The following is a 26,169-nucleotide window of genomic DNA, read 5'->3' on the forward strand; positions in this document are numbered from 1 at the left end:
GTTAATACAAAGTGGATTGCTATGGTACAGCGCAGAACGGGCTCATCATCACTGGTGAAATTGCTGGGAAACTGGCATCAGGATTTACCACGTACCCCGGTTTATCGGCAACTGGCAGATGGGCTGCGGTTATTGATTCTGGATGGACGACTGCCACTTGATGGCCGCCTACCAGGGGAGCGTGAGCTGGCAACGGCCCTGGGAATTAGCCGAACTACAGTGGCAACTGCGCTGGCACAACTACGTGATGAGGGATATTTGGCAAGCCGCCAGGGTTCAGGTTCCGTCACTATGTTGCCAGAAGGCACGCAAACCGTTTCGCCATTACCTGGGCGTGCCACCACACTGGATCTTTCAACCGCAGCACTGTCTGCCGGGCCGGAAATTCATCAAGCTTATGCTAATGCACTGATTGCATTACCAGAACACTTGGGTAGCACTGGGTACAACCAACAAGGCTTGCCTGAATTACGTCATGTCATTGCACAACGCTATGCCGATCGTGGACTGCCAACGGATGCCGATCAGATTATGATAGTGAATGGTGCGCTAAGTGGTTTTGGCCTGGTTTTACGCCTGCTAACTGGCCCAGGCGACCGCGTAGTTCTTGATCACCCCACCTACCCCATGGCACTCACAGCAATAAAAGGCGCTTCATGCCACGCCGTTCCCGTAAGCCTGACTGAATATGGCTGGGATACTGATGGGTTAGCCGCAACCATTGCGCAAACATCACCCAGACTCGCCTATTTGCTGGCTGATTTTCATAACCCAACCGGGCACTGCATGGATTTTGCAACGCGTTCAGCCATAGCTGATATCGCTGCAAGGACACGTACCACCATTGTGGTCGATGAAACCATGGTAGACCTGTGGTATGACAATCCACCACCGCCTCCATTGGCCGCTTTCGACGCGTCAGATCGGATCATCACGCTGGGGTCTGCCGGGAAAAGTTTCTGGGGAGGCTTGCGATTGGGTTGGATTCGCGCCAGCTCTCGCACCATAGCCTCACTGATCCAAATTCGCGATTCGTTAGATTTGGGCTCGCCAATACTCGAACAGCTAGCCGCCATCAATCTGTTTAATGAGGCTGAAAACTTCCAGCCGCAACGCCGCGAAATGCTACGCCAGCAACGTGATGCCTGTGCGGAGGTCGTTAAAGAATTATTCCCGGACTGGAAAATGACGGTAATACCGCAAGGCGGTTTATCCTGGTGGATTGAACTGCCTAAACCACTGGCTACGGTTTTTGCGGCCAGCGCTGAGGGTATCGGTATCCGGATTGGCGCAGGGCCACGTTTTGGCGTTGAAGGTGCGTTTGAGCGTTATTTACGGCTACCGTTCACGCTGGAGACTACGCAAATGCGAGCCGCTCTCGAAAGGTTAAAACCGCTTTGGGATAATATGGCGCAGACTAGAAATGAGAGTTTGAAAAGATCTGTTGTTTAATTTTTCAAATTAACGGTTCACATTACTAAAATGTGAACCTTTTTCCCTTTAAAAGATGATTAATAACCATCCGGCAAATCCTTATCAATGGATATCAGCTTGCCACCTTTCATCGTGATATATCCACCTTCTTTTAAATCGGCCAACACTCGGAATACATGAGTACGGGATAACTTAGTGCGACTTATAATAAAACTTGCCAAACCTTCGGTTTCATTTGGAAAAGCGAGGGAACGGTAGAGATAACGGTAAAGCATAGGTTTAATGGTTTGGTAGCTGGTCAGTTGTTTTCTTTCCGCATGCAGATCAAGTGAAAAAATAGTCATAAAAATCAAAATACTTGAGAGAGCCTGCATGCTCTCAGCGTTCTGAAAGAAAATCTCATCAAATTTCTCATAAGAGATTTCAACGACTTTCACGGACGTCATGCACTTATATTCAAAAATCAACATTGGGCAATACCGCTCCATCAAACCAATGGGCATATAGTCAATGGCATTACCAATAGTGAGTTCGCTTTCTGCATGTAAAATGGCCACTGAGCCTTCAACAGGAACGTAAATAAAGCCGGGCGTTATGGCTAATTCATCTGTCGCGGCAAAAATGAGCTCTTTGCCATTGCTGCGGACATCATTAACCTGACTCTCTATATCCAGAGATTTATAACAACGATGAATATTTTCAAAACTGGCGCTCATAACACATCCTATATATATCATTAATTGTTATAGTGTAGCGCTATCAATAGAAAATGTCTGTACACAATGAAGAGAGTAATTTCGTCAATATATCAAAACAAATCGTAGTCCCATATGGCACTACTTCCAGGTTAATTCATCCATTAAAATTTCCTGTGTTAATCCACAGGTTATTTAAATTACCGAAAAATATCTTCTATCTTTTAGAATTTATTAATTTCAGAGGTTGAATTAATGAGATTGAATCTAATAGCCAAAAGCCTGATTGCTGCGGGGTTACTGACGACACTGTCAGTTAACGCAGCAACTCCAGCGTCCATTAACGATGCAACATCTGCAACAAAACAAGCCAATGAAGCGCTTTATCAGCAGCTCCCGTTCTCTGATCACACCGATTTCGTGAATGCTCATAAAGGCTTTATCGCTGCACTGCCGCAGGATGTGATAAAGGGCGAGCAAGGCAATGTTATCTGGAATCCACAGCAATACGCCTTTATTAAAGAGGGTGACAAAGCGCCAGCGACGGTTAATCCAAGCCTGTGGCGTCAGTCCCAGTTGATTAATATCAGCGGTCTGTTTGAAGTGACCGACGGTGTTTATCAGATTCGTAATCTCGACCTTTCTAATATGACCATCATTGAAGGTAAAACCGGGATTACCGTTGTCGACCCACTGGTTTCTGCTGAAACCGCGAAAGCCGGTTTGGAACTGTATTACAAAAATCGCGGCAAAAAACCTGTTGTGGCGGTGATTTTCACCCACAGCCACGTTGACCACTACGGCGGCGTGCGCGGTGTGGTTGATGAAGCCGATGTCAAAGCGGGCAAAGTGAAACTGTATGCTCCGCAAGGCTTTATGGGCTCTGCCGTCGACGAAAACATTATGGCGGGTAACGCCATGAGCCGCCGCGCAAGTTACATGTACGGCAACTTGCTACCTGCCAATTCTAAAGGCCAGGTGGGCGCGGGTCTGGGCACCACGACCTCTGCGGGTACAGTGACATTGTTGGCTCCAACCAACTACATCACGCATACCGGACAGGAAGAAGTGATCGATGGCCTGACTTACGACTTTATGATGGCTCCGGGTTCTGAAGCGCCGTCGGAAATGCTGTGGTACGTCAAAGAGAAGAAAATGATCGAAGCGGCGGAGGATGTCACTCACACGCTGCATAACACCTATTCTCTGCGCGGCGCGAAAATCCGTGATCCACTGGCATGGTCGAAATACATTAATGCCGCGATTGACCGCTGGGGCAGCGATGCCGAAATTATTATCGCCCAGCACCACTGGCCGACCTGGGGTCAGAATAACGTCGTCAACCTGATGAAAGGCCAGCGCGATATGTATCGTTTCATCAACGATCAGACGTTGCGCATGGCAAACGAAGGTCTGACGCGCGATGAAATCGCCGCGAACTTCAAACTGCCACCGAAACTGGCGAAAACCTGGGCGAGTCGAGGTTATTACGGTTCGGTCAGTCACGATGTGAAAGCCACCTACGTGTTCTATCTCGGCTGGTTCGATGGCAACCCGGCAACCCTGGATGAACTGCCGCCGGAAGAATCCGCGAAAAAATTCGTTGAATACATGGGCGGTGCGGACAGCATTCTGCAAAAAGCGAAATCTGATTACAGCCAGGGAAATTACCGTTGGGTGGCCCAGGTCGTGAGCAAAGTGGTATTTGCTGATCCAACCAACAAAGCGGCCCGCAACCTGGAAGCCGATGCGCTGGAACAGATGGGGTATCAGGCGGAATCCGGCCCATGGCGTAACTTCTATCTGACAGGCGCGCAGGAATTGCGTAATGGCGTGATTAAAGGCCCTACGCCAAATACCGCCAGCCCGGATACCGTTCGTGCGATGACGCCAGAAATGTTCTTCGATTACATGGCTGTTCATGTCAACGGTGAGAAAGCGGCGAATGCCCACGCGGTGCTGAACTTCGACTTTGGCAACCAGGGCGGTAAATACAAGCTGGAACTGGAAAACGGAGTGCTTAACCACACGCCAAATTCAGAAGCCAGCAACGCTGACGCAACGATTAATCTTTCCCGCGATACGCTCAACCGTATTATTTTGAAAGAAGAAACATTGCAGCAGGCGAAAGACAAAGGTGACGTAAAAATCACTGGTGATGCAGGCAAACTGGATGAGGTGCTTGGTTATATGGACAAGTTTAACTTCTGGTTCAACATCGTTACGCCATAAGCCATACACATAGATACGCTTTAACCCAGATGCTCTGTGACGCAAGTTGCAGGGCGTTTTTTGTTTTGTATTTTTTGAGTGTGAGCGAAGTAGAACAGAGAAAGGCATAAGCATGTTGAATTTTACATGCGCCAGAATTGGGTGGGGGCCCTGCCAGCTACATCCCGGCACACACGTCATCTGCTGCGGCTGCTTCCTTCCGGACCTGACCGAATTCACAAATTAGTGTTGCGGGAGAACCAACAGGGCCCCCATTGAGAGCGCTAGTTACCTAACGCGCTGGCGCATTATCCATGTTGCCCTATGCAATTGCAAGCAAGGCGCGGTCAGGTGTTGCTTTCTTGCGCACCCGCTGTTTTTCTTCCCTGTTTGATAACCGCCGATTATCCTAAACCCTGGCTGTTTTGGAGTTTGCTATGGACAACGATTCATTCCCACACCGGGTTTACCAAATTATCGCCGCTATTCCGGAAGGGTTTGTCACAACATACGGTGACGTAGCACGCCTGGCCGGATCACCACGTGCAGCAAGGCAAGTGGGAGGCGTACTCAAACGGTTACCCGAAGGTAGTAAACTGCCCTGGCACCGAGTGGTCAATCGTCATGGACAGATATCTCTGACTGGCCCGGATTTGCAACGCCAACGACAAGCCCTGCTTTCAGAAGGCATTATGGTTTCTGGAGATGGGTATATAAATATGGAACGTTATCGCTGGAATTACTAAAGAGCGCCTCCGTAGAGGCGCTTAAACATCACAATCAGAACTGCGTTGGTGCAGGAACCGCTGAAGAAGGGTTCACCTGAGTCGGTGATGTTGAAGGCACTGTTGTTACCGCCCCGCCATTCGTCTGAACTGGAACCGCTGTTTGCTGAACAGGAACCAGTGTCAGATCCACTTTTGTCCCGCCCTGATTAACAGCCGGTTGAATGGTATCGGTGATAAACATCAGTTTATCGTTCACGGTAATAGCCGCACTCAGGATAATGCGCGCGTTCGGCTGTATATCAGCCGGGTTATACGGCAGCACAAAACTGAATGGCGACTGTTTCCCTTCGGTACGCACCGCTTTTTGCGCTAACACTTTTGACGGAGCATCCGCCAAAGAGGCATCAGACAACGTAACAGTGAGTACCGCATCAGGCGGCAATGCAACTTTTTGACGAATCCAGACCGTACCGGAAACGTTAGGCTGTCTAATATCAGACTGCGCCGTTGCCGCTGCCGATGAGGTCGTTGCAGCAGGTGCAGGCGTTGGGATATCGGCACTTTTCTGCGCGCATCCCGCCATTGCAACAGCAATGGCTAAACCACTTAACGTGTGCACAAGTTTCATTGATTTGTTCTCCTTATTATCAATGCATCAGCAGGCCATAGGCCCACGAGTAATGAGTGGTTAAACATGCTTATCACGCTAAGTGTGGCACATATAACTGATTTTTGCCCAAAACCGAAACACATCATCAGGTCGGGCCACTACGTGGCGAATGTTGGAAACCTGTTATAATCAGGCCAATTGCACGATTTTAATTTTTTATTGAGGACACTTTATGAGTCAGGCGCTCAGCAATTTGTTGGCATTACTCAATCTGGAAAAGATTGAAGAAGGTATTTTTCGTGGCCAGAGCGAGGACTTAGGTTTACGTCAGGTGTTCGGTGGACAAGTCGTTGGCCAGGCGTTATATGCCGCTAAAGAAACCGTGCCGGTTGACCGTCTTGTGCACTCATTCCACAGTTACTTTTTGCGCCCAGGCGATAGCCAAAAACCGATTGTTTATGATGTGGAAACCCTGCGTGACGGCAATAGCTTCAGCGCCCGTCGCGTTGCTGCCATTCAGAATGGCAAACCTATTTTTTATATGACGGCCTCTTTCCAGGCACCGGAGCCAGGTTTTGAGCACCAAAAAACCATGCCTGCGGCCCCTGCCCCGGAAAACCTGAAATCAGAAACTGAAATTGCGATGGCGTTTGAAAAGCTGCTGCCGCAAACGCTCAAAGAGAAGTTTTTGTGTGAAAAGCCGCTAGAGATTCGCCCGGTGGTGTTCCATAACCCAATGCAGGGCCACGTTGCTGAACCTGTACGCCAGGTGTGGATGCGGGCTAATGGCCAAATGCCAGCCGATTTGCGCATCCACCAATCTTTGCTGGGTTACGCTTCTGATTTTAACTTCCTGCCGGTTGCCCTCCAGCCCCACGGCGTCGGTTTCCTGGAGCCGGGTATGCAGGTTGCCACAATCGATCACTCAATGTGGTTCCATCGTCCGTTCGATATGAATGACTGGTTACTGTATAGCGTGGAAAGTACGTCCGCTTCGAGCGCACGTGGATTTGTACGCGGTGAGTTTTATTCACGCGATGGCGTTCTTGTGGCGTCAACGGTGCAGGAAGGCGTGATGCGCAAGCGCGGTTGAGATTGTGCCAGTTGACGCTTCGCTTAACCGACTTACGGTTTAGTCCGGGTTAATCCTGAAAGCATAAAAAAAGCGGAGCCTGTGCTCCGCTTTTTTATTTCATGTCTTACTTATGCGTTGTAAGCATTTTCACCGTGGCTGTTAACGTCCAGACCTTCGCGCTCATGCTCTTCAGGTACACGCAGGCCCACAGTCAGGTCGGCAACTTTGAAGCCGATGAATGCAACTACCGCAGACCACAGAATCGTCACACCGATACTTTCTAACTGCACCAGCACTTGATGGCCCATAGTCACACCTTCTGCGTAACCCACACCGCCAAGGGATGGAGCGGCGAAGATACCCGTCATGATGCAACCAACGATACCGCACACGCCGTGGACCCCGAACACATCGCAAGGGTCATCTACACGCAGCCATTTTTTCAGCAACGTCACGCCCCACAAGCCAGCCAGACCAGCAACGATACCGATAATCAATGCACCGCCGACACCAACATAACCACAGGCAGGAGTGATACCAACCAGACCTGCGATAGCACCGGAACACGCACCCAGCAAAGAAGGTTTGCCACGCAATGCCCACTCGCCAAATACCCAACCAAGAACCGCAGCTGCTGTTGCAACAACAGTATTCACAAAGGCCAATGCAGCAATTTCGTTAGCAGCACTTGCAGAGCCTGCGTTGAAGCCGAACCAACCGAAATAGAGAATTGCTGTACCGGTAAATACCATCGGCAGGTTATGCGGTTTGAATGCTTCTTTACCATAACCCACACGTTTGCCAATCAGGTATGCACCCACCAGGCCTGCTACTGCGGCGTTGATGTGAACCACTGTACCGCCTGCAAAGTCCATCGCGCCGTGAGTGGCCAGCAAACCACCACCCCATACCATATGTGCAATCGGCAGGTATGAAAGCGTCAGCCAAATTACGACAAAGATAAGCACAGCCGAGAAGCGAATACGTTCAGCCAGTGCGCCAACAATCAGGCCAACAGTGATACAGGCGAAGGAACCCTGGAACGCAACATGAATATATTGGTAGAAAGAACCAGTCAGCGCGGTGAGCTGGATGTTTTTGAGCATCACCCAATCGAAGTTACCGAAGAAACTCCCGCCGGCACCGAAGGTTAATGAGTAACCGTAAACCACCCAGAGTACACAAACCAGCGCAAACGTAACCGTAATCTGAGTCAGCATTGACAGCACGTTTTTAGAGCGAATCAGGCCGCCGTAAAACAGTGCCAGCCCAGGAATTGTCATAAACAGCACCAATGCGGTGCTAATCATCATAAAGGCGTTGTCTGCTTTATCGACCACAGCCGGTGCCGCAAGAGCAATTGATGGCGCAAGTGCCAGGGCTACAACGCCTAAGATAGAGGCTAATTTTTTCATTTTTTCCATCCCTTCACGAGTGGCAAGACGATTACAGTGCAGCTTCGTCGGCTTCGCCGGTACGAATGCGGACGACTCGTTGCAACTCAGCAACGAAAATTTTGCCATCGCCAATTTTGCCGGTGTAGGCAGCTTTGCTAATGACATCAATAACTTCATCGAGTTGATCATCGGCAATTGCCACATCAATTTTCACTTTAGGCAGGAAATTGACGCTGTACTCAGCACCGCGGTACAACTCTGCATGACCCTTTTGACGACCAAAGCCTTTCACTTCAGTCACGGTCAGCCCTTGAATACCGATTGAAGACAATGCTTCACGAACGTCTTCGAGTTTGAACGGTTTGATCACCACGGTAACCAGCTTCATAGATCCCCTCCAGTCAGAATTGGGTAATAGCCTCTGCGATACAAATTAGATAAAGCAAAGGTCATGCCACATTTGAAAAAGAGATAATTTCAGCGCGCTAAGCTGCGCCAAATGGGGATTGTCAGGAGAGAAATTACGATGACTGGGATTAAGAAAGTTCTTAGAGAATAAAAACGCACCATTTTAGTGCATGGTGCGTTTCGCTTCTGCACCAATGGGGATAACCATTGGCTTTATGCGTGATTTTGGTGCATTACGCGGTTTCGGGTTCTTCGCGCGTGGCAGCGGCTAATTCTTCACCAGCCAGTTGTAGTTGGTACATCTGCCAGTAACGCCCTTGTGCAGCCAGCAATTCGCTATGTGTGCCACGCTCTACAGCCTGACCGCGGTGCAGTACCAGAATCGTGTCGGCATCGGTAATAGTCGATAAGCGGTGCGCGATAACGACCAACGTGGTGTGCTCACGGACAGCTGCCAGAGCTTGTTGGATTGCCTGCTCGGTGCCAGAGTCGATATTTGCGGTTGCTTCATCAAGGATCAGAATCTGCGGGGCATCCACCAGCACCCGAGCCAGCGCCAGTAGCTGTTTCTGGCCGACGGACAAATTATTCCCTTGCTCGCCCAGCCGTGTATGAATTCCATCAGCCATGGTTCGAGCAAGTTCCGCAAGCTGCACCGTCTCCAGCGCCTGCCAGACGGCATCTTCGCTGATGTCACGCCCAAGCGTAACGTTGGCAAAGAAAGAATCCGCCAACACCACCGGGTCTTGCTGAACCATTGCGACACCCTGGCGCAGCACGCTATGACTCAAGGTATCCAGCGGGCGACCATCCAGACGGATTTCACCGTTGGTGAGTGGGTAGTAACCCATCAGCAAGTTAGCAAGAGTACTTTTCCCACTGCCCGTATGCCCCACCAGGGCCACAAAACTGCGCGCAGGGACATCCAAATTAATGTCCTGCAATACCAGGCGATCGCCACGATAAGCAAAAGAGACGTTATCGACTTCGATATGGCCGCTCTCCAGCGGGCGCTTGTCGTTGCCGTAATCCTGGCGCTTGCCGTCCATTAGCTCGAATACACGCTCACCAGCAACCACCGCCTGTTGCAGCATGGATTGCTGGGTGGTGAGTTCGATTAACGGCTCGTTAAGTCGCCCAAGATAGTTGATAAATGCGTACAACACGCCAACTTCAATGGTGCCAACCGAGGTAAAACCAAACAACATCAGCAAGCCACACAGCACCATTGCAGAGAACAGGCTCAGCAACGGGCGCAGTAAAAAGCCATCAAGACGCAGAGTCTGCATTCGCGCCATGTAGTGCGAACGGCTCGCGGCATTCATGCGTTCGCCAAAACGGGCCTGCTGGCGAAACTGCTGGATAACGCTCATGCCATTAATGACTTCGTTGAAGCCATCGTTGATATCAGCCAGATAACTACGCACGCGGCGCACTATCGGCGTGCTGTATCGCTGATAAATAAACATCACGATAATCACTGCCGGGAAGATGCAAATCGCCACCGTCGCCATACGCCAGTCGAGTGTAAACATCGCCACCAGCATCGCACCAATCAATGCCGCACTACGTAATACGGTGGCGACCACCGTCACGTAGAGATCGCGGATCACTTCGGTATCGTTGGTGACGCGAGATATCAACTGCCCAACGGGTTGGGTATCAAAAGTGCTTAATGGCTGGCGTAGTGCAGCATCCATTACATCAGTACGTAATTTTTGCACTACGCCAACGGCTGCCTGGTTAAACAGCAATGCCTGCCAGTAGTGCAGGCCCGCAGCAGAAATCGACAGCAGCAAATACGCCGTCGCAAGCCCTGCCACGGCGGCAACCGGCAAGCGATGTTCAGAAACCATATTATCAATGAAGTAACTAACAAGAATCGGACCAGTCACTTCAGCCGCCGCCGCAATCCACAGCATCACAACCGCTCCTGCGAGCGGTTTACGCCACGGTGAACCATAAGCCAGCAGGCGTTTGATGGTTGGCCATTGCTGTATTGATTTACGCATTGGCAGGTTCCTCATCTGGCGTTGCTTCTGGCGCATCATCCAACGCCGCTTCCAATTGTTGATAGCGATACATATCGCGATACCAGCCAGGCTTACCCACCAGCGCATCGTGATTACCACGCTCCACCACCTGGCCGTGTTGCATTACCAGAATGTCACTGGCTTCGGTCAGCGCCGACAAACGGTGCGCGCTGATGATAACGGTGCGGTTTTCGCCCCACTGGCGCAGGTTATGGAGGATCTGGTATTCGGTGCGCCCATCGACCGCAGAAAGCGCGTCGTCAAGGATCAGGATCTCCGCATCGAGCAACAATGCACGGGCGATAGAAATACGTTGTTTCTGGCCGCCGGAAAGCATCACACCACGCTCGCCCACTTCGGTTTCATAGCCTTGTGGCAGACGTAAAATATCTTCATGCACACTTGCAAGCCTGGCGACATGTTCGATTTCTTCCTGCGTGGCACCCGGCTTACCCAGCGCAATATTGCTGGCAACCGTGTCAGAGAACAGGAATGGCGTCTGGTTTACTACGGCCAGACGGCTGCGCCAGGAGTCGAGTTGCATCTGCGCCAATGGGATCCCGTGGAAGCAAATCTCGCCCTGGTCGATGTCAAAATGGCGCTGGATAAGCGACAGAATGGTGCTTTTCCCTGCACCGGTTGGCCCACACAGGCCCAACATTTCACCCGGTTTCAGGGTAAACGAAACGTTCTCAAGAGTCGGTCGCGCAGTTTGCGGGTAGTGGAACGCCTGAATATTGGCTTCCACCGTGCCGCGCCCGGCAGGCGCTTCTAGCTCGCCATCTTTCACTGATGGCGCTTCCTCCAACATGCTGCGAATACGGCTGTACGCTGCGCTACCACGCTCAACAATATTGAACATCCACGCCAGCGCCAGCATCGGCCAAATCATCAGGCCGAGGTACATCACAAAACTTGTCAGCTGCCCAAGTGTCAGCGTGCCCTGAATTACCATCCAACTGCCGCCGCCAATCGCAAGCAGGTTTGCAGTGCCGATAGTGATGTAAATAGTTGGGTCAAAACGCGCATCCACACGGGCGACTTTCATGTTCTTCGCACCAGCATCTTTGGCTTCGGCAGCGAACAGTGCAGACTGCCTGTCTTCGAGCCCGAATGCTTTGATCATGCGGATGCTGGACAGGCTTTCCTGGGTGCGGTCATTCAGCGTGGAAAATGCAGCCTGTGCCAGTTTGAAGCGCTGGTGTAGCTGGTCGCCATAACGTTTGATGACCAGCGCCATAATCGGCATCGGCAGTAAGGCAAGCAGAGTCAATTCCCAGCTGATTTGCGTCGACATCACAATCAACACCGCGCAGCCCATCACGAGTGAGTCCACCAGCGTTAATACGCCCTCACCTGCGGCAAATACCACACGGTCAACATCGTTTGTTGCGCGCGCCATTAAATCACCGGTGCGGTGACGCAGGTAAAATTCGGGATGCTGACGGCTTAACTGGCGGTAGTAATCTTCGCGCAGTTCAACAGCCAACTGATAAGACGCCCCAAAAAGCAGCACGCGCCAGACATAGCGCAGCATGTAGACGATCACTGCGATGACCAGCATCACACCAATCCACATCAGCACGTCATTACCTGAGAGGCTCTGTTGGGTAACACCATCGACAATCACGCCCACCAGTTTTGGCGGCACAAGCTGCAAGATGGCAATAATAATAAGCAAGGCAACCGCCCCGAGATAGCGTCGCCACTCGCGGGTGAAGTACCAGCTTAATTGAGCAAATAATCGCACGCAGTCAGATTCCTGAGATATCGTCTGCCGATGCATGGCAGAAATTGAAGGCCGGGAGCGCGGGACTTAGCGCTCTAAAGGCAAAGCCGTGGTGTATTTTATCTGTTCCATGGCGAAACTCGAAGTCACATCGGTTAAACCTGGAATGCCGTTCACCAGCCGTTTGTAAAAATCATCGTACCGTTTCATGTCTTCTACCTGCACACGCATCAGGTAGTCGTACTCACCAGCCATACGCCAAAACCCCAACACTTCTGGCATTTCCGCAACGACCGAAACAAATTTGCAGTACCACTCACTACTGTGTTGTTGAGTTTTGATAAGCACAAAAGCCGTCAGCCCAAGGCCGAGTTTTTCCGGGTCTAGTAATGCTACTTTTGCCCGGATAACACCGTCGTCTTCAAGACGTTTCAGGCGCTTCCAGCAGGGTGTGGTGGTCAGATTAACGGCATCCGCGAGAGCCTGCAAAGAGAGGGTGCAGTCGTTTTGCAGCAAGGATAGCAGCTTACGGTCAATTTTATCTAACATGGCAGCATCCAGGAGAAAATTTTTCTCCATTGAATCGCCAATGAAGGCTAAAAGGCAACTTTTTTATCTTCTATTTGCATTACTCTAAGCACAAATAGACAAACGGACATCACCATGACCAGTACCTGGGTAAACCACGCGATTAGCGAAATTAACGCCGACTACCAACGCTCTGCCGACACACATTTGATTCGCCTGTCGCTACCTGGTTTTCCCGGTATTCAGCTCTACCTGAAAGATGAAAGCACACACCCAACGGGTAGCCTCAAGCATCGTCTTGCTCGCTCGCTGTTTCTATATGGTTTGTGTAACGGCTGGATCAAAGAAGGCACCACGATCATTGAAGCCTCTTCCGGTTCAACTGCGGTTTCTGAAGCCTATTTTGCCCGCCTGTTAGGGTTACCGTTTATTGCCGTCATGCCAGCCTGCACTGCAAAACGTAAAGTAGAACAAATTGAATTTTACGGTGGCCGCTGCCATTTCGTGGAAAGTGCGTGTGAAATTTACGCGGCTTCCGAAATACTGGAACGCGAGCTGAATGGCCATTATATGGACCAGTTCACGTACGCTGAACGTGCGACTGACTGGCGCGGTAACAACAATATTGCCGACAGTATTTTCCGCCAAATGGAACATGAGCCTCACCCGGTACCAGATTACATTGTAATGAGCGCAGGTACTGGCGGTACATCGGCGACCATCGGGCGTTACTTGCGCTACCAGGGCCATCCAACAAAATTGACCGTGGTCGACCCACAAAACTCAGTCTTTATGGATTACTGGCAGCAACGTGATTGCAGCCTACGCAGCTCCATTGGCAGCAAAATTGAAGGGATTGGCCGCCCACGCTGCGAACCGTCTTTTATCCCGGATGTAATTGACGAAATGATGCGTGTGCCAGATGCCGCAAGCATTGCCACCATGCAGTGGCTGGAAACGATTCTCGGCCGCAAAGTAGGCGCATCAACTGGCACCAATATGTGGGGCGTTCTGCAGTTGGCAGCTCGTATGCGCACTGAAGGCCGCTCGGGTTCAATTGTGACACTGCTTTGCGACAGCGGTGAACGCTACCTGGAAACTTATTACAACGCAGAGTGGGTGAAAACGAATATTGGTGATGTGCTGCCAGCCCGAGCGGAAATCGAAAAACTGCTTGAAAGATAAAGAAAAAAAGCCGGGCAAACGCCCGGCTGGCTTAATGCCTTATCATTCGGGGGAATAAGTGAGGTTTGGTGTATCCAGCCAATGCGTCAAATAATGCGAAACAGCCTGTTTATTGCAGTGACCAATAACAGGTAAATGCGGTAAATCTTCTTTCAGTTGCGCCATCGCGTTGCCCATGATCAAACCATGACCCACGCTTGAGAGCATTTCGCGGTCGTTCATCGCGTCGCCAAACGCCATGCAATCTTTCATCGTTAAACCAAGGTGCTGGCTCAACACATTCAGCGCAGAACCTTTGTTACAGCCAACGGGTAACACTTCCAGGCAATCTACTGCCGAGAAACATAAAAATGCTTGCCCGCCCAAAGCCTCATCCAACTGAACTTTCAAACGAACAAGATCGTCGTGAGGGGCGCAGAAACAAATTTTGGTGACTTCATCGGAGGGAATGCGTTTGACATCGACAATTTTCGGGCTAAAACCGCTATAAACGTGAGCATTCAGCATTTTGCCGACTTCATATTGGGTCAGCCAACCGGTGTCATTAAACACATGCAGACTCGCCTGAGTATCCCACTGCCGGTGGATAACCATTTCCGCCTCCTCAGGAGATAGATCCTGGCGATGTAGAAGATCACCCTGCGTTGAGTGAATACGCGTGCCATTGCCGGTAATCAAAAACGCTTCAAGGGAGAGTTTGCTCAGCACATGACGCATTTCCAGCACATGGCGGCCAGTGGCAAACGCGAGGGTTATCTGGCGTTCATCCCGCAGACGGTTAAGGGTACGTACGGTTTCTTCACCCAAAAGATGATTGGGCATTAACAGCGTACCATCCATATCAAATGCAGCCAGACGAGCCATGTTTACTCCGATTTGTGACAACTAAAACACTGAAGGCAGTATCACCTGGCATATACGGAACTAATAGTGAATACTTTCTGAAAATCGTTCCGGGTTTACACCAATGCGACTGTTAAACCGATTAAATCAATTTCAACGCTTATGGCAGCCTTCGGCTGGAGAACCGCAGCAAGTGACGGTAGCGGAACTCGCTGCACGCTGCTTTTGCAGTGAGCGCCATGTGCGAACATTGCTTAATCAACTTGAAGATGCGGGTTGGCTGACATGGCATGCGCAGTCTGGGCGCGGAAAACGCGGCACATTGAGTTTTCTGGTGACTCCAGAAAGCGTGCGCTCCGGAATGATGGAGCAAGTACTCCACAAAGGGCAGCATCAGAACGCGCTGGAACTGGCACAAATCGCACCAGAACAGTTGCGCCAATTGCTGCAACCGTTCCTTGGTGGGCAATGGCAAAACGATACGCCGACTTTACGTATTCCCTACTATCGCCCGTTAGAACCGTTGCAACCGGGGTTCCTGCCAGGTCGTGCCGAACAGCACCTTGCGGGCCAGGTCTTTGCCGGGCTCACCCGATTCAACTCGAACAACGCGACACCGCAGCCCGATCTCGCTCACCACTGGCAAGTCTCCGAAGATGGCCTGAGTTGGTACTTTTTCATTCGCTCGACACTGCACTGGCATAATGGCGAACCGGTGGAAACCACGCAGTTACAGCAACGGCTGATGATGCTATTGACGCTCCCGGCGATGCGACGTTTGTTTATCAGCGTGAAAAGCATTGAGCTTGCCCATACGCAATGTATCCGCTTTGTTTTGCACACTCCCGATTACTGGCTGGCGCATCGTCTAGCCAGTTATTGCAGCCGCCTGGCACATCCTGAAGATACCCAAATCGGCTGTGGACCATTCCGCATCAACAGCTTTAAAGAGAACCTGGTGCGCATCGAGAGTTTTGAGTATTACCACCTCAGCCACCCGCGGCTCAAAGCAGTAGAGTTCTGGATTACCCCGCAATTGTTCGACGCCGAACTGGGCACCAGTTGCCGCCATCCAGTGCAGATCGCCATTGGTCAGCAAGACGAGTTGGTTCATTTACGGCCTGTAAGTAACAGTATCAGTCTTGGGTTTTGCTATCTGGCGGTAAAACAAAACGGCAATTTAACACCGGAGCAGGCACGCTTTTTGATGCAACTCATTCAGCAGCAGCGGTTGATTGAAAGCCTTCCTGTCGATGAGTCGCTGATCACTCCAAGCAGTGAGATGATCCCTGGTTGGAAACTCCCCGAATGGCCATTCTCCGAAGCGATCATGCTGCCGCCGCAATTAACGTTGATTTATCATTTGCCCGTTGAGTTGCACGTCATGGCGCAGCAGCTTAAAACACATTTGGCTGATTTGGGTTGCGAGCTCACACTGATATTTCATGATGCAAAAAACTGGGCAGGATGTGAGGCGTTGGCTGAGGCCGATTTAATGATGGGTGACCGTCTGATTGGCGAAGCACCTGTCTACACGTTGGAGCAGTGGTTACGCAGCGATGTGCTGTGGCCTGCGGTGCTTACTGAAAGCCAGTACACCCATTTGCAGGCAACGCTCGACCGCGTACAAATCCACCCGGATGAACACGCACGCAGCACCGGTTTGCAGGAAGTATTCAGCGCACTAATGCGCGATGCGATAGTCTCGCCGCTGTTTAATTACCGCTACCAAATCAGCGCGCAGCCGGGTGTTAATGGTATCGAACTTAACGCCTGGGGTTGGTTCGATTTTACCCAAGCCTGGTTACCGCCACCGACGATGGCGTGAAGAAGCTGGGCAGCCATCAGCCCACGAGTTACCATAGGTTTTTAGCTGTTTAACAGGATTACTCATGAAACGTGCAGTTGTCGTCTTTAGTGGTGGCCAGGATTCCACAACCTGCCTGATTCAGGCATTACAGCAGTATGATGAAGTCCACTGTGTGACATTTGATTATGGCCAGCGCCACCGTGCTGAGATTGACGTTGCCCGTGAACTAGCGCTGAAACTGGGTGCTCGTGCGCATAAAGTGCTGGATGTAACGTTATTGAATGAATTGGCTGTCAGCAGCCTGACGCGCGATAGCATTCCAGTGCCAGGATACGATCCCGAAGAAAAAGGTATCCCAAGCACTTTTGTACCAGGACGCAATATTTTGTTCCTGACGCTGACGGCAATTTACGCTTATCAGGTTGAAGCCGAAGCGATAATCACCGGTGTTTGTGAAACGGACTTCTCCGGTTACCCGGACTGCCGAGACGAATTCGTAAAAGCCCTGAATCATGCCGTAAGTCTTGGTATGGCTCGCGATATTCGCTTTGAAACACCCCTGATGTGGCTCGATAAAGCAGAAACCTGGGCGTTGGCGGATTACTGGCAGCAACTAGATCTGGTGCGTAGCGAAACACTGACCTGCTATAACGGCATTAAAGGCGACGGCTGTGGCGAATGTGCCGCTTGCAACCTGCGTTCTAACGGGCTAAACCATTTCCTGGCGGATAAACCCGGGGTAATGGCAGCAATGAAAAAGAAAACTGGCCTGAAATAAATATTAGTGGGCGTGGTCCGCTAACTTGCCACGCCCCTTCATCGACTCTATTACTCCATCATTTGAACTAACTTCTCGCGCAGTTCCCCTTCCAGTGGAACCGACTTCTGAGTTTTCAAATCGATACAAACGAAAGTCAGTAGCGCATCTGCAACGACCTCACCTTCTGGTTCAAGTTTAACCACCTGGCTCAAAACACCACTTTTACCATTGAGTTGTTGTAACGAGCTTTCAATGCGTAGCAAATCACCAAGCACCGCTGGACGACGATAATTGATGTTGATATTCACCACAATGAACGCGATGTTGTGCTCCGTCATCCATTGGAATCCTGCCGCATTTTCCAGCCCTTCCCAGCGGGCTTCTTCGAGAAACTCAAGGTAGCGGGCATTGTTAACATGCTGATAGAAATCAAGATGGTAACCCCGAACTTTGATTTGTGTTTGCATAGCGCTAAAACCCTTTCACTGTAGTTTTAATATTAAGGTGAGGTAACAGGCCACACCAAACTGGTATGACCTGTGATTTAGCATAGCAAACTTTCCCGGCTGCGCGAGCAAGGAGCCCTAAGCGTTAAAGCTTAATGTGAGACAGATTACGTTCTACCAATGCACTGCCAATCCCTGGTACCTCTTGCAACTGTTCCAGTGCCTTGAATGGGCCGTACTCTTCCCGGTAACTCACTATCGACTGCGCTTTTTTCAGGCCAACCCCCTTCATTGCTTGTGCCAAAGCTTCTGCGCTCGCCGTGTTAATACTTACCACGCCATCATCAGCATCACTCGATTTAGCAGTTGCAACGGGGGTTACAGGGGTTTTATCGCTGCGCTGTTGAGCTTGGGCCGTATCATTTTTGACAGCAACTGGGGCCGCCAAAGCTTGAGTGCAGATGCTTGTACCAATAAATGCCACGGCAATGCACACGGCTTGTATTCCACTTTTGATTCCTGTTTTCATGCTGTTCCTCCTTGTGTGTTGACAGCGAAGCCACCTTATCCAGGAAAAAAAACAGCTACAAATGGCAATCTTCAAATGTGGAAAAGGCCGCGAAAGCGGCCTTTGAATGTTGCAGAGCGTTGCAATTAACTGCGAGAAACCTCGAGGTTAATTACTGCTGTTCGATGCTGTCACCCATCTTAATTTTCGCTTCTTTGCGCAAGTTGGTCATCAGCGCTTCGAAAGTGATCTGAGCGTTGTTCTGAGTGATGCCCTGAACCATCGCTTTTTTCTGTTCCGCCGGCATGTCACCAGGTTTAACTTGATCCAGAGCTAACAGAACCACATTACCCTGCATGTCATTTGCCACGCCGTAGGCTGGCTTATCTTTTGCCGGTAATGGCAGGTTGAAAGCAGCCTGGCTGATTGGGTCCTGGCCAGTACGGGTCAGCGTTTTCGCTTCACCGAAGCTCAAGCCAGCGGCTTTCATAGCTTCATCACCTTTACCCAGCTTCAGCGCATTCAGCAGTTTGTCAGCATCGAGCTTCGCTTGTTGCTCAGCTTTCTGATGTTTGACCTGTGCGATAACTTGCTCACGAACTTCAGCTAACGGTTTGATAGCTTCAGCTTTGTGCTCAGCGACACGAATAACAAACGCGCGATCACCATCTACTGTAATGATGTCGGAGTTCATACCCGGAGCACCGTTCGCACCAACCAGACCACCATTGAAAATAGCATCTGAAACAGGTTTGAAGTTCAGCTCAGCAGGTAAGTTGTCGTGGCCAAACCAACCAGTCTCGACAACTTTAACACCAGCGACTTTCTCAGCACTCGCCAGAGATTCGTTATCATTGCTCGCCGCATCGCTAACTTTCTGCTGCAACGCGTAGTAAGCATCAACCGCTTTCTCTTGCTTCACTTTCGCAGCAATAGCGTCTTTCACTTCTGCCAATGGTTTAGTTTGCGCAGGCTGAATGTCATCAAGACGAACAACGAGGAAGCCAACAGAAGATTTGATCACACCAGAAAGCTGGCCTTTGTCTTTCAGACCGGCATTTTTCAGCTCATCAGGTGTGGTGCCTGGCTCAAGCCAACCCATGTCGCCACCGTTACGGGCAGAGATAATGTCAGCTGATTTTTCTTTTGCCAGAGTAGCAAAATCACCGCCTTTGCTCAGTTCATCAAGAACTGCTTTAGCTTCGGCTTCAGTTTTAGTCTGAATCACGCTGTAACGGTTACGTTGAGGCTGAGTGAACTCGTCCTGATGCTGGTCGTAGTAAGCCTGAATATCTGTATCGGCTACTTCAACATTCTGAGAGGCCGCATCAAGCATGATGTAGCTTACTTTGAACTGCTCAGGGGCAATGTAGTTGTTTTTGTTCTGCTCGTAGCTGGAGTTGATTTCCTGCTCGGAAACTTCCTGCTTCGCAGCCAGTGCGTTTACATCAATTGTGGCTTCACGAACCACACGTTGCTGCGATACCAGTGCTGCCAGTTCGTCAGTTTCACCCGCCAGCATGAAATCAGTACCCACAACAGCATTAATCAGCTGCTGAGTGGTAAGTTGATTACGCAGTGCCTGAGCGTATTGATCCGCAGTCATACCCATGTTGCCGATGATGGCGATATAACGCGCGTTATCGAATTTTCCGTTGTTCTGGAATGCAGGTTCTTTAAAGATGGCTTGTTTGATTTGCTCGTCACTAATGCCAAGACCAAGATGTTTGGCGTATTGGTCCATTAACGCTTCATCAATCATGCGCGACAGCACCTGTTGGCGCATCTGCTTCATGTAGCCTTCATTACCGGCTAGCACAGAAAACTGTTCGCCAAGCTGTTGCTGCTGGCGATTACGCTCACTAGCAACAGCATTTTCAAACTGACCACGGCTAATTTCCTGACCATTCACTTTTGCGGCGTAGTTGGCGCTACCGCCAATCAAGTAGCCACTCACGCCAGTCAAAATGAATGACACGATAATGATCCCGAAAATTATCTTGATTACGAGGCTGTTTGCCGCCGTACGTAAATTGTCCATCATGGTGTAACAACACTCCACTGTAGTGTGAATGGTAAACCCAGCGCAGTCGCTAAATGGGCATCCCTGAATATGCGTACTGCTGTGCCGCTGCGTGCAAGCGGGTATTGTGACAAGAAAACGGGTTCAAATCATCAAACATGCGCAAAATTAGCCATCAGGCATAAAAAAAGGCACATCTAACGATGCGCCCTGACCTAACTTTACTAGCCTTGCCCTATACACCCATCATCCTTCAAGCTGCTGGGGCGTTGGCTGTACTCACTTACCCGAATCACTTACTGAAGTAAGCTCATCGGGATAAGCTCCCAGGCCGCCTACCTGCAACTGGAATGCTAACGGGTATTAGCTAGCGATAAATCAGTTAACAGCTTCTTTCAGCGCTTTACCAGCACGGAAACCTGGTACTTTTGCAGCAGCGATGGTGATTTCTTTACCTGTTTGTGGGTTACGGCCAGTACGGGCAGCACGTTCACGAACAGCAAAAGTTCCAAAGCCAACCAGTGCCACGTCTTCCCCAGATTGCAGAGATTCGGTAACAGAAGCAATCACAGCGTCTAATGCACGTCCAGCCGCAGCTTTAGAAATATCAGCACCTGCGGCAATTTTGTCTATCAGTTGAGATTTATTCACTCTTCTCTTCCTCTCTTTATAATTTATATCGCACCAATATCCTTCAAAGTGCGACCGCGCAGCAGTTATATCAGGCCTGTCATGCCCTTACAACACCCGTTGTTAATGGCATGCATCACCAGCGATCTAAAGTAGCGATACAAAAAAAAGCTGGCAAGTGACAATTCACCAGCCAGCTCTGATTTTATTAACCGAATATGCGTCAGGTCACTATTTTGCGGTCACAACCTGCATTCCGTAAGGTTCGTTCTGCAATGCAAGGGTCAGAACTTCCTCGATGCGCTTCACCGGATGAATATCCAGGTCGGCGAGAACGTTGTCAGGAATCTCTTCCAGATCGCGTTTATTTTCATCCGGAATCAGAACTGTTTTGATACCGCCACGGTGTGCCGCCAGCAGTTTTTCTTTCAAACCACCGATTGGCAGAACCTGGCCACGCAACGTAATTTCACCGGTCATAGCCACATCTGCACGAACAGGGTTACCCGTCAGGCAAGATACCAGTGCGGTACACATCGCAATACCCGCACTTGGGCCATCTTTCGGCGTCGCACCTTCTGGCACGTGAACGTGGATATCACGTTTTTCATAGAAATCAGCATTGATGCCTAATTTCTCTGCACGCGCACGCACCACGGTTAGTGCAGCCTGGATAGACTCTTGCATAACTTCACCCAGAGAACCGGTGTAAGTCAGCTTGCCTTTGCCCGGTACACATGCGGTTTCGATAGTCAGCAGATCGCCACCCACTTCGGTCCACGCAAGACCAGTTACCTGGCCCACACGGTTTTCGCTGTCAGCACGGCCATAGTCAAAACGCTGAACACCAAGGAAATCTTTCAGGTTGTCACCGTCAATTTCGATGTGTTTAAGCGATTTATCCAGTAGCAGTTGTTTAACTGCTTTACGACACAGTTTGGAAATTTCACGTTCCAGACTACGTACGCCAGCTTCACGAGTGTAGTAACGAATGATGCCTGTAATAGCGCTATCGTGAACGGTAATTTCGCCTTTTTTCAGGGCATTACGTTCAATTTGCTTCGTCAACAGGTGCTGTTTAGCAATGTTCAGCTTCTCGTCTTCGGTGTATCCGGAAAGACGAATAACTTCCATACGGTCCAGCAGCGGTGCCGGAATGTTCATGGAGTTAGACGTAGCAACAAACATCACGTCGCTCAGATCGTAATCCACTTCCAGATAGTGGTCGTTAAACGCCACGTTCTGTTCTGGATCAAGGACTTCCAGAAGAGCAGATGCCGGATCGCCACGCATGTCCGAAGACATTTTGTCGATTTCATCCAACAGGAATAATGGGTTTTTAACGCCCACTTTCGCCATTTTCTGAATCAGTTTACCTGGCATAGAACCGATATAAGTACGACGGTGACCGCGAATTTCCGCTTCATCACGTACGCCACCCAAAGCCATGCGCACATATTTACGTCCGGTCGCACGAGCGATGGACTGACCCAGTGAAGTTTTACCTACACCAGGAGGCCCGACCAGGCACAGGATTGGCCCTTTGAGCTTGTTAACGCGGCTCTGGACTGCGAGGTATTCCAGGATACGATCTTTCACGCGCTCAAGGCCGTAATGATCGGTATCGAGGACTTCCTGCGCCTGACGCAGATCTTTTTTCACTTTGCTGCGCGCATTCCACGGCACCTGCACCATCCAATCGATGTAGCCACGAACCACGGTTGCTTCCGCAGACATTGGCGACATCATTTTCAGTTTTTGCAGTTCCGCTTCGGTTTTTTCACGCGCTTCTTTCGGCATTTTAGCCGCGTCGATTTTGCGTTTTAGCGCTTCGTTTTCATCTGGCGTGTCGTCCATTTCGCCGAGTTCTTTCTGAATGGCTTTCATTTGCTCGTTCAGATAGTACTCACGCTGGCTCTTTTCCATCTGCTTTTTAACGCGGTTGCGAATACGTTTCTCAACCTGCAGCAGATCGATTTCTGACTCCATCATGGCCATCAGATATTCAAGACGTTCGTTAATATCGGACATCTCAAGAACGGACTGTTTATCAGTCAGTTTCAATGGCATATGTGCAGCGATGGTGTCAGCCAGACGAGCAGGATCGTCAATGCTGTTCAGCGATGTCAGCACTTCTGGCGGGATTTTTTTGTTCAGTTTGATATAGCCTTCAAACTGACCAATTGCGGTGCGCACCAGCACTTCCTGTTCGCGCTCTTCGATGGCTGGCGAATTCAGGTACTCAGCCTGAGCTGAGAAATGGTCACCGTTGTCAGAAAGCGTGGTGATACGCGCACGCTGTAAACCCTCAACCAGCACTTTTACCGTGCCGTCTGGCAGTTTCAGCATTTGCAAAATGGATGCGACGGTTCCCACTGAGAACAGGTCATTTACACCTGGCTCATCTGTCGAGGCTTCTTTCTGCGCCACCAGCATGATTTTTTTATCATGATCCATGGCCGCTTCCAGGCAACGAATGGATTTTTCTCGCCCGACAAACAGTGGAATTACCATGTGCGGATAAACCACCACATCGCGCAATGGCAATACGGGGATTTCAATGCGTTCAGAACGCTCAGGATTCATAGAGCTCTCTCTTAGTTAAGGTCCGCCTGGTGATGGGGCGATGTCCTCTGTTTATACCTTAAATCTTTCAATTTGCAGGAAGGCGTCAACAACGCACCTGCACTTGAAGGATGACAGGAATCATGGCATCACCAACAAGTAATTCAGTATATGGGGATGTTTCCCGAGCATTCAATGCCAGGAATGAAGGAAAAGCAAAAGGGGGATATAAATCCCCCTTTTTAGACTAACTGACTGGTTATTTTGGCGAATTATTCACCGGATGCTTGTTGCGCTTCCGGCTTGCCATAAATTAATAATGGCTTGCTTTGACCGTCGATGACTGATTCGTCAATCACCACTTTTTCGACGTCTTCCATAGAAGGAAGATCGTACATGGTATCCAGCAATGCGCCTTCTACGATGGAGCGCAAACCACGAGCCCCGGTTTTACGTGCCATTGCTTTCTTGGCAATTGCATCCAGCGCTTCGTCACGGAATTCTAGATCCACACCTTCCAGATTGAACAACGCCTGATACTGCTTGGTCAGGGCGTTTTTCGGCTCTTTCAGGATTTGAATCAGAGCTTCTTCGCTCAGTTCAGTCAGCGTAGCAACGACTGGCAGACGGCCGATAAACTCAGGAATCAGACCAAATTTGATCAAATCCTCCGGCTCAACCTGACCTAACAACTGCCCTTCGGTCGCCTTCTGAGATTTACCTTTTACGGTCGCGCCAAAGCCAATGCCTGAACCGGTTTCAACGCGGTTAGCAATAACTTTATCAAGGCCTGCGAATGCACCGCCACAGATAAACAGAATCTTGGAGGTATCAACCTGCAAGAACTCTTGCTGTGGATGCTTACGGCCACCCTGAGGTGGAACCGCCGCAACAGTACCTTCGATAAGTTTCAGCAACGCCTGCTGCACACCTTCACCAGACACATCACGCGTGATGGACGGGTTATCAGATTTGCGGGAGATTTTGTCGATCTCATCGATATACACGATACCGCGCTGTGCTTTCTGCACATCGTAATCACATTTCTGCAGCAGTTTCTGGATGATGTTTTCGACATCTTCACCCACGTAACCGGCTTCGGTTAACGTTGTGGCATCAGCCATGGTGAATGGAACATCCAGTAAACGTGCCAGGGTTTCAGCCAGCAGGGTTTTCCCGCTACCCGTCGGCCCGATGAGCAGAATGTTACTTTTGCCCAGCTCGATGCCGTTGGTGCTGTCGCCGTTACGCAGACGTTTGTAGTGGTTGTAAACCGCAACCGCCAGGACTTTTTTAGCCTGTTCCTGACCGATGACGTAATCATCGAGATGGTGACGGATTTCATGCGGAGTCGGCAACGCACTACGTTCGCGGTGCGGAGCGACTTCTTTAATCTCTTCGCGAATAATGTCGTTACATAAGTCGACACACTCATCGCAGATATACACTGACGGCCCGGCAATCAGTTTACGCACTTCATGCTGGCTTTTGCCGCAAAAAGAGCAGTACAGCAGTTTGCCTGAACCGTCTTTGCGCTTATCTGTCATCGGTAAAACCTCTTTTTTGTTTCTGTGCACCGAACAGGACGGCGCAAGTGCCATTCTACGGCGCAGCCAATCGTAAGCGCGCTATGAGCCGTTGCTATAACAATAATAGTATACGGCTCACTATTTTCGGGCGTTAGCTACGGTGAGTCAGGATTGAGTCAACTAAGCCATACTCTACAGCTTCATTTGCTGCGAGGAAACGGTCACGCTCGGTGTCTCTCTCTATTTCTTCAAGAGATTTGCCCGTGTGTTGCGCCATAAGTTCGTTCATACGAGCTTTCACTTTCAGGATTTCGCGGGCATGGATTTCAATATCCGTAGCCTGGCCCTGATAACCGCCCAGCGGCTGGTGAATCATCACTCGTGAGTTCGGTAAGCAGAAGCGCTTACCCTTCGCCCCAGCGGTCAGCAGGAATGCACCCATAGAACAGGCTTGTCCCATACAGATGGTGCTGACATCTGGTTTAATAAATTGCATCGTATCGTAGATAGACATACCAGCGGTAATCACACCACCTGGTGAGTTAATGTAGAGATAGATGTCTTTTTCTGGGTTTTCTGCTTCCAGGAACAACATCTGCGCTACGATCAGGTTAGCCATATGGTCTTCGACCTGGCCCGTCATAAAGATGACACGTTCCTTGAGCAGACGGGAATAGATATCGTATGAACGCTCGCCACGCGATGTCTGTTCAACAACCATCGGCACCAGGGCCATATGGGGTGCAAATTGATCTCTTTCGCCACTGTATGACATTTCCGTCTCCTGGAATAATTAAGCCTTCGATACCTGCAGCACTGATTCTACTTGAGGTGCCAGAAGAAGACTACGCTCCTGCTTACACCTATTACCTTATTCGGACGGATTATCAGTCAGGGATCCATTTTCGAGCCATGCCCTTATTTATGGGGATAAGCTTGCCCTGTTTCAAGCATAACAACCTTTTCTTGTTACGCTAACCCTGAAACTGCGTTTTATTGATGGGTTTTCAGGGAGTCACTGA

At 50.1% G+C, this 26,169-nt stretch carries 22 protein-coding genes and 1 other RNA gene; 7 read left to right on the forward strand and 16 right to left on the reverse strand.

What is annotated here, in order from left to right:
* Positions 1-21: 21 nt before the first annotated feature.
* Positions 22-1,452 carry a PLP-dependent aminotransferase family protein gene (locus EDF88_RS08305; RefSeq protein ID WP_134184022.1) on the forward strand — a complete coding sequence of 477 codons (1,431 nt, stop codon included), beginning with the start codon at positions 22-24 and terminating at the stop codon, positions 1,450-1,452.
* Positions 1,453-1,511: 59 nt separating this feature from the next.
* Here the strand turns inward: EDF88_RS08305 and EDF88_RS08310 are convergent, their stop codons facing one another.
* Positions 1,512-2,150, reverse strand: coding sequence for a helix-turn-helix domain-containing protein (locus EDF88_RS08310; RefSeq protein ID WP_064516667.1), 639 nt, complete (start codon positions 2,148-2,150; stop codon positions 1,512-1,514).
* Between the two features lie 234 nt (positions 2,151-2,384).
* Between EDF88_RS08310 and EDF88_RS08315 the strand changes: the two genes are divergently transcribed.
* The gene (locus tag EDF88_RS08315; protein WP_134184024.1) at positions 2,385-4,361 is read left to right on the forward strand and encodes an alkyl sulfatase dimerization domain-containing protein; all 1,977 of its coding nucleotides are present in this window, start codon (positions 2,385-2,387) and stop codon (positions 4,359-4,361) included.
* 148 nt (positions 4,362-4,509) lie between these two features.
* On the opposite strand, the gene ffs is transcribed toward EDF88_RS08315, so the two are convergent.
* Positions 4,510-4,606: signal recognition particle sRNA small type (gene ffs / locus EDF88_RS08320), an RNA gene on the reverse strand.
* Positions 4,607-4,777: 171 nt separating this feature from the next.
* On the opposite strand from ffs, the gene EDF88_RS08325 reads away from it, so the two are divergent.
* Entirely contained in the window at positions 4,778-5,086 is a 309-nt protein-coding gene (locus tag EDF88_RS08325) for an MGMT family protein (RefSeq protein ID WP_064516663.1), read from the forward strand.
* Between the two features lie 34 nt (positions 5,087-5,120).
* On the opposite strand, the gene EDF88_RS08330 is transcribed toward EDF88_RS08325, so the two are convergent.
* Positions 5,121-5,696 (reverse strand): YbaY family lipoprotein, encoded by a 576-nt coding sequence (locus EDF88_RS08330; protein WP_064516661.1) that lies wholly within the window; start codon positions 5,694-5,696, stop codon positions 5,121-5,123.
* A gap of 214 nt (positions 5,697-5,910) precedes the next feature.
* On the opposite strand from EDF88_RS08330, the gene tesB reads away from it, so the two are divergent.
* The gene (gene tesB, locus EDF88_RS08335; protein ID WP_064516659.1) at positions 5,911-6,771 is read left to right on the forward strand and encodes an acyl-CoA thioesterase II; all 861 of its coding nucleotides are present in this window, start codon (positions 5,911-5,913) and stop codon (positions 6,769-6,771) included.
* A 110-nt stretch (positions 6,772-6,881) separates the two neighbouring features.
* Here tesB and amtB read toward each other — a convergent pair whose 3' ends face one another.
* The 5 genes from amtB to EDF88_RS08360 form a co-directional block, all read right to left on the reverse strand.
* Entirely contained in the window at positions 6,882-8,168 is a 1,287-nt protein-coding gene (amtB, locus tag EDF88_RS08340; RefSeq protein WP_064516657.1) for an ammonium transporter AmtB, read from the reverse strand.
* Positions 8,169-8,199: 31 nt separating this feature from the next.
* Complete coding sequence (gene glnK, locus EDF88_RS08345; RefSeq protein WP_034458018.1) at positions 8,200-8,538, reverse strand: P-II family nitrogen regulator; 339 nt, start codon at positions 8,536-8,538, stop codon at positions 8,200-8,202.
* 253 nt (positions 8,539-8,791) lie between these two features.
* Positions 8,792-10,570 (reverse strand): SmdB family multidrug efflux ABC transporter permease/ATP-binding protein, encoded by a 1,779-nt coding sequence (locus tag EDF88_RS08350; RefSeq protein WP_134184026.1) that lies wholly within the window; start codon positions 10,568-10,570, stop codon positions 8,792-8,794.
* Entirely contained in the window at positions 10,563-12,341 is a 1,779-nt protein-coding gene (locus EDF88_RS08355; RefSeq protein ID WP_134184028.1) for a SmdA family multidrug ABC transporter permease/ATP-binding protein, read from the reverse strand. Before EDF88_RS08355 ends, EDF88_RS08350 begins: the two co-directional genes overlap by 8 nt.
* Before the next feature lie 66 nt (positions 12,342-12,407).
* A complete protein-coding gene (locus EDF88_RS08360) occupies positions 12,408-12,869 on the reverse strand; it encodes an Lrp/AsnC family transcriptional regulator (RefSeq protein ID WP_064516763.1) in 462 nt (153 codons plus the stop codon).
* A gap of 114 nt (positions 12,870-12,983) precedes the next feature.
* On the opposite strand from EDF88_RS08360, the gene EDF88_RS08365 reads away from it, so the two are divergent.
* Positions 12,984-14,033 (forward strand): PLP-dependent cysteine synthase family protein, encoded by a 1,050-nt coding sequence (locus EDF88_RS08365; RefSeq protein WP_134184030.1) that lies wholly within the window; start codon positions 12,984-12,986, stop codon positions 14,031-14,033.
* A 42-nt stretch (positions 14,034-14,075) separates the two neighbouring features.
* Here the strand turns inward: EDF88_RS08365 and cof are convergent, their stop codons facing one another.
* Positions 14,076-14,897: an HMP-PP phosphatase gene (gene cof / locus EDF88_RS08370; protein ID WP_134184032.1), complete on the reverse strand. Its 822-nt coding sequence runs from the start codon at positions 14,895-14,897 to the stop codon at positions 14,076-14,078.
* Between the two features lie 103 nt (positions 14,898-15,000).
* Here cof and EDF88_RS08375 point away from each other — a divergent pair, with 103 nt between their 5' ends.
* Together EDF88_RS08375 and queC are read left to right on the forward strand one after the other, a co-directional pair.
* A complete protein-coding gene (locus EDF88_RS08375; RefSeq protein WP_134184034.1) occupies positions 15,001-16,704 on the forward strand; it encodes an SgrR family transcriptional regulator in 1,704 nt (567 codons plus the stop codon).
* A 64-nt stretch (positions 16,705-16,768) separates the two neighbouring features.
* The gene (gene queC, locus EDF88_RS08380) at positions 16,769-17,464 is read left to right on the forward strand and encodes a 7-cyano-7-deazaguanine synthase QueC (RefSeq protein WP_134184036.1); all 696 of its coding nucleotides are present in this window, start codon (positions 16,769-16,771) and stop codon (positions 17,462-17,464) included.
* 50 nt (positions 17,465-17,514) lie between these two features.
* On the opposite strand, the gene EDF88_RS08385 is transcribed toward queC, so the two are convergent.
* The 7 genes from EDF88_RS08385 to clpP all read right to left on the reverse strand — a co-directional run bounded on the left by EDF88_RS08385 (position 17,515) and on the right by clpP (position 25,922).
* Positions 17,515-17,913 carry a YbgC/FadM family acyl-CoA thioesterase gene (locus EDF88_RS08385; RefSeq protein ID WP_134184038.1) on the reverse strand — a complete coding sequence of 133 codons (399 nt, stop codon included), beginning with the start codon at positions 17,911-17,913 and terminating at the stop codon, positions 17,515-17,517.
* Between the two features lie 124 nt (positions 17,914-18,037).
* Positions 18,038-18,409 (reverse strand): helix-hairpin-helix domain-containing protein, encoded by a 372-nt coding sequence (locus tag EDF88_RS08390; RefSeq protein ID WP_134184207.1) that lies wholly within the window; start codon positions 18,407-18,409, stop codon positions 18,038-18,040.
* Between the two features lie 163 nt (positions 18,410-18,572).
* On the reverse strand, positions 18,573-20,444 hold the full coding sequence (gene ppiD, locus EDF88_RS08400; RefSeq protein ID WP_134184042.1) for a peptidylprolyl isomerase: 1,872 nt from the start codon (positions 20,442-20,444) through the stop codon (positions 18,573-18,575).
* Positions 20,445-20,801: 357 nt separating this feature from the next.
* Positions 20,802-21,074: a nucleoid-associated protein HU-beta gene (hupB, locus tag EDF88_RS08405; RefSeq protein WP_034457998.1), complete on the reverse strand. Its 273-nt coding sequence runs from the start codon at positions 21,072-21,074 to the stop codon at positions 20,802-20,804.
* A 210-nt stretch (positions 21,075-21,284) separates the two neighbouring features.
* Positions 21,285-23,639, reverse strand: coding sequence for an endopeptidase La (lon, locus tag EDF88_RS08410; protein ID WP_064516637.1), 2,355 nt, complete (start codon positions 23,637-23,639; stop codon positions 21,285-21,287).
* Positions 23,640-23,890: 251 nt separating this feature from the next.
* Positions 23,891-25,165: an ATP-dependent protease ATP-binding subunit ClpX gene (clpX, locus tag EDF88_RS08415; protein ID WP_034457994.1), complete on the reverse strand. Its 1,275-nt coding sequence runs from the start codon at positions 25,163-25,165 to the stop codon at positions 23,891-23,893.
* 133 nt (positions 25,166-25,298) lie between these two features.
* On the reverse strand, positions 25,299-25,922 hold the full coding sequence (clpP, locus tag EDF88_RS08420; RefSeq protein ID WP_064516635.1) for an ATP-dependent Clp endopeptidase proteolytic subunit ClpP: 624 nt from the start codon (positions 25,920-25,922) through the stop codon (positions 25,299-25,301).
* Between the last annotated feature and the right edge of the window lie 247 nt (positions 25,923-26,169).

The sequence above is a fragment of the Buttiauxella sp. BIGb0552 genome (assembly GCF_004366275.1).
GTDB lineage: Bacteria > Pseudomonadota > Gammaproteobacteria > Enterobacterales > Enterobacteriaceae > Buttiauxella > Buttiauxella gaviniae.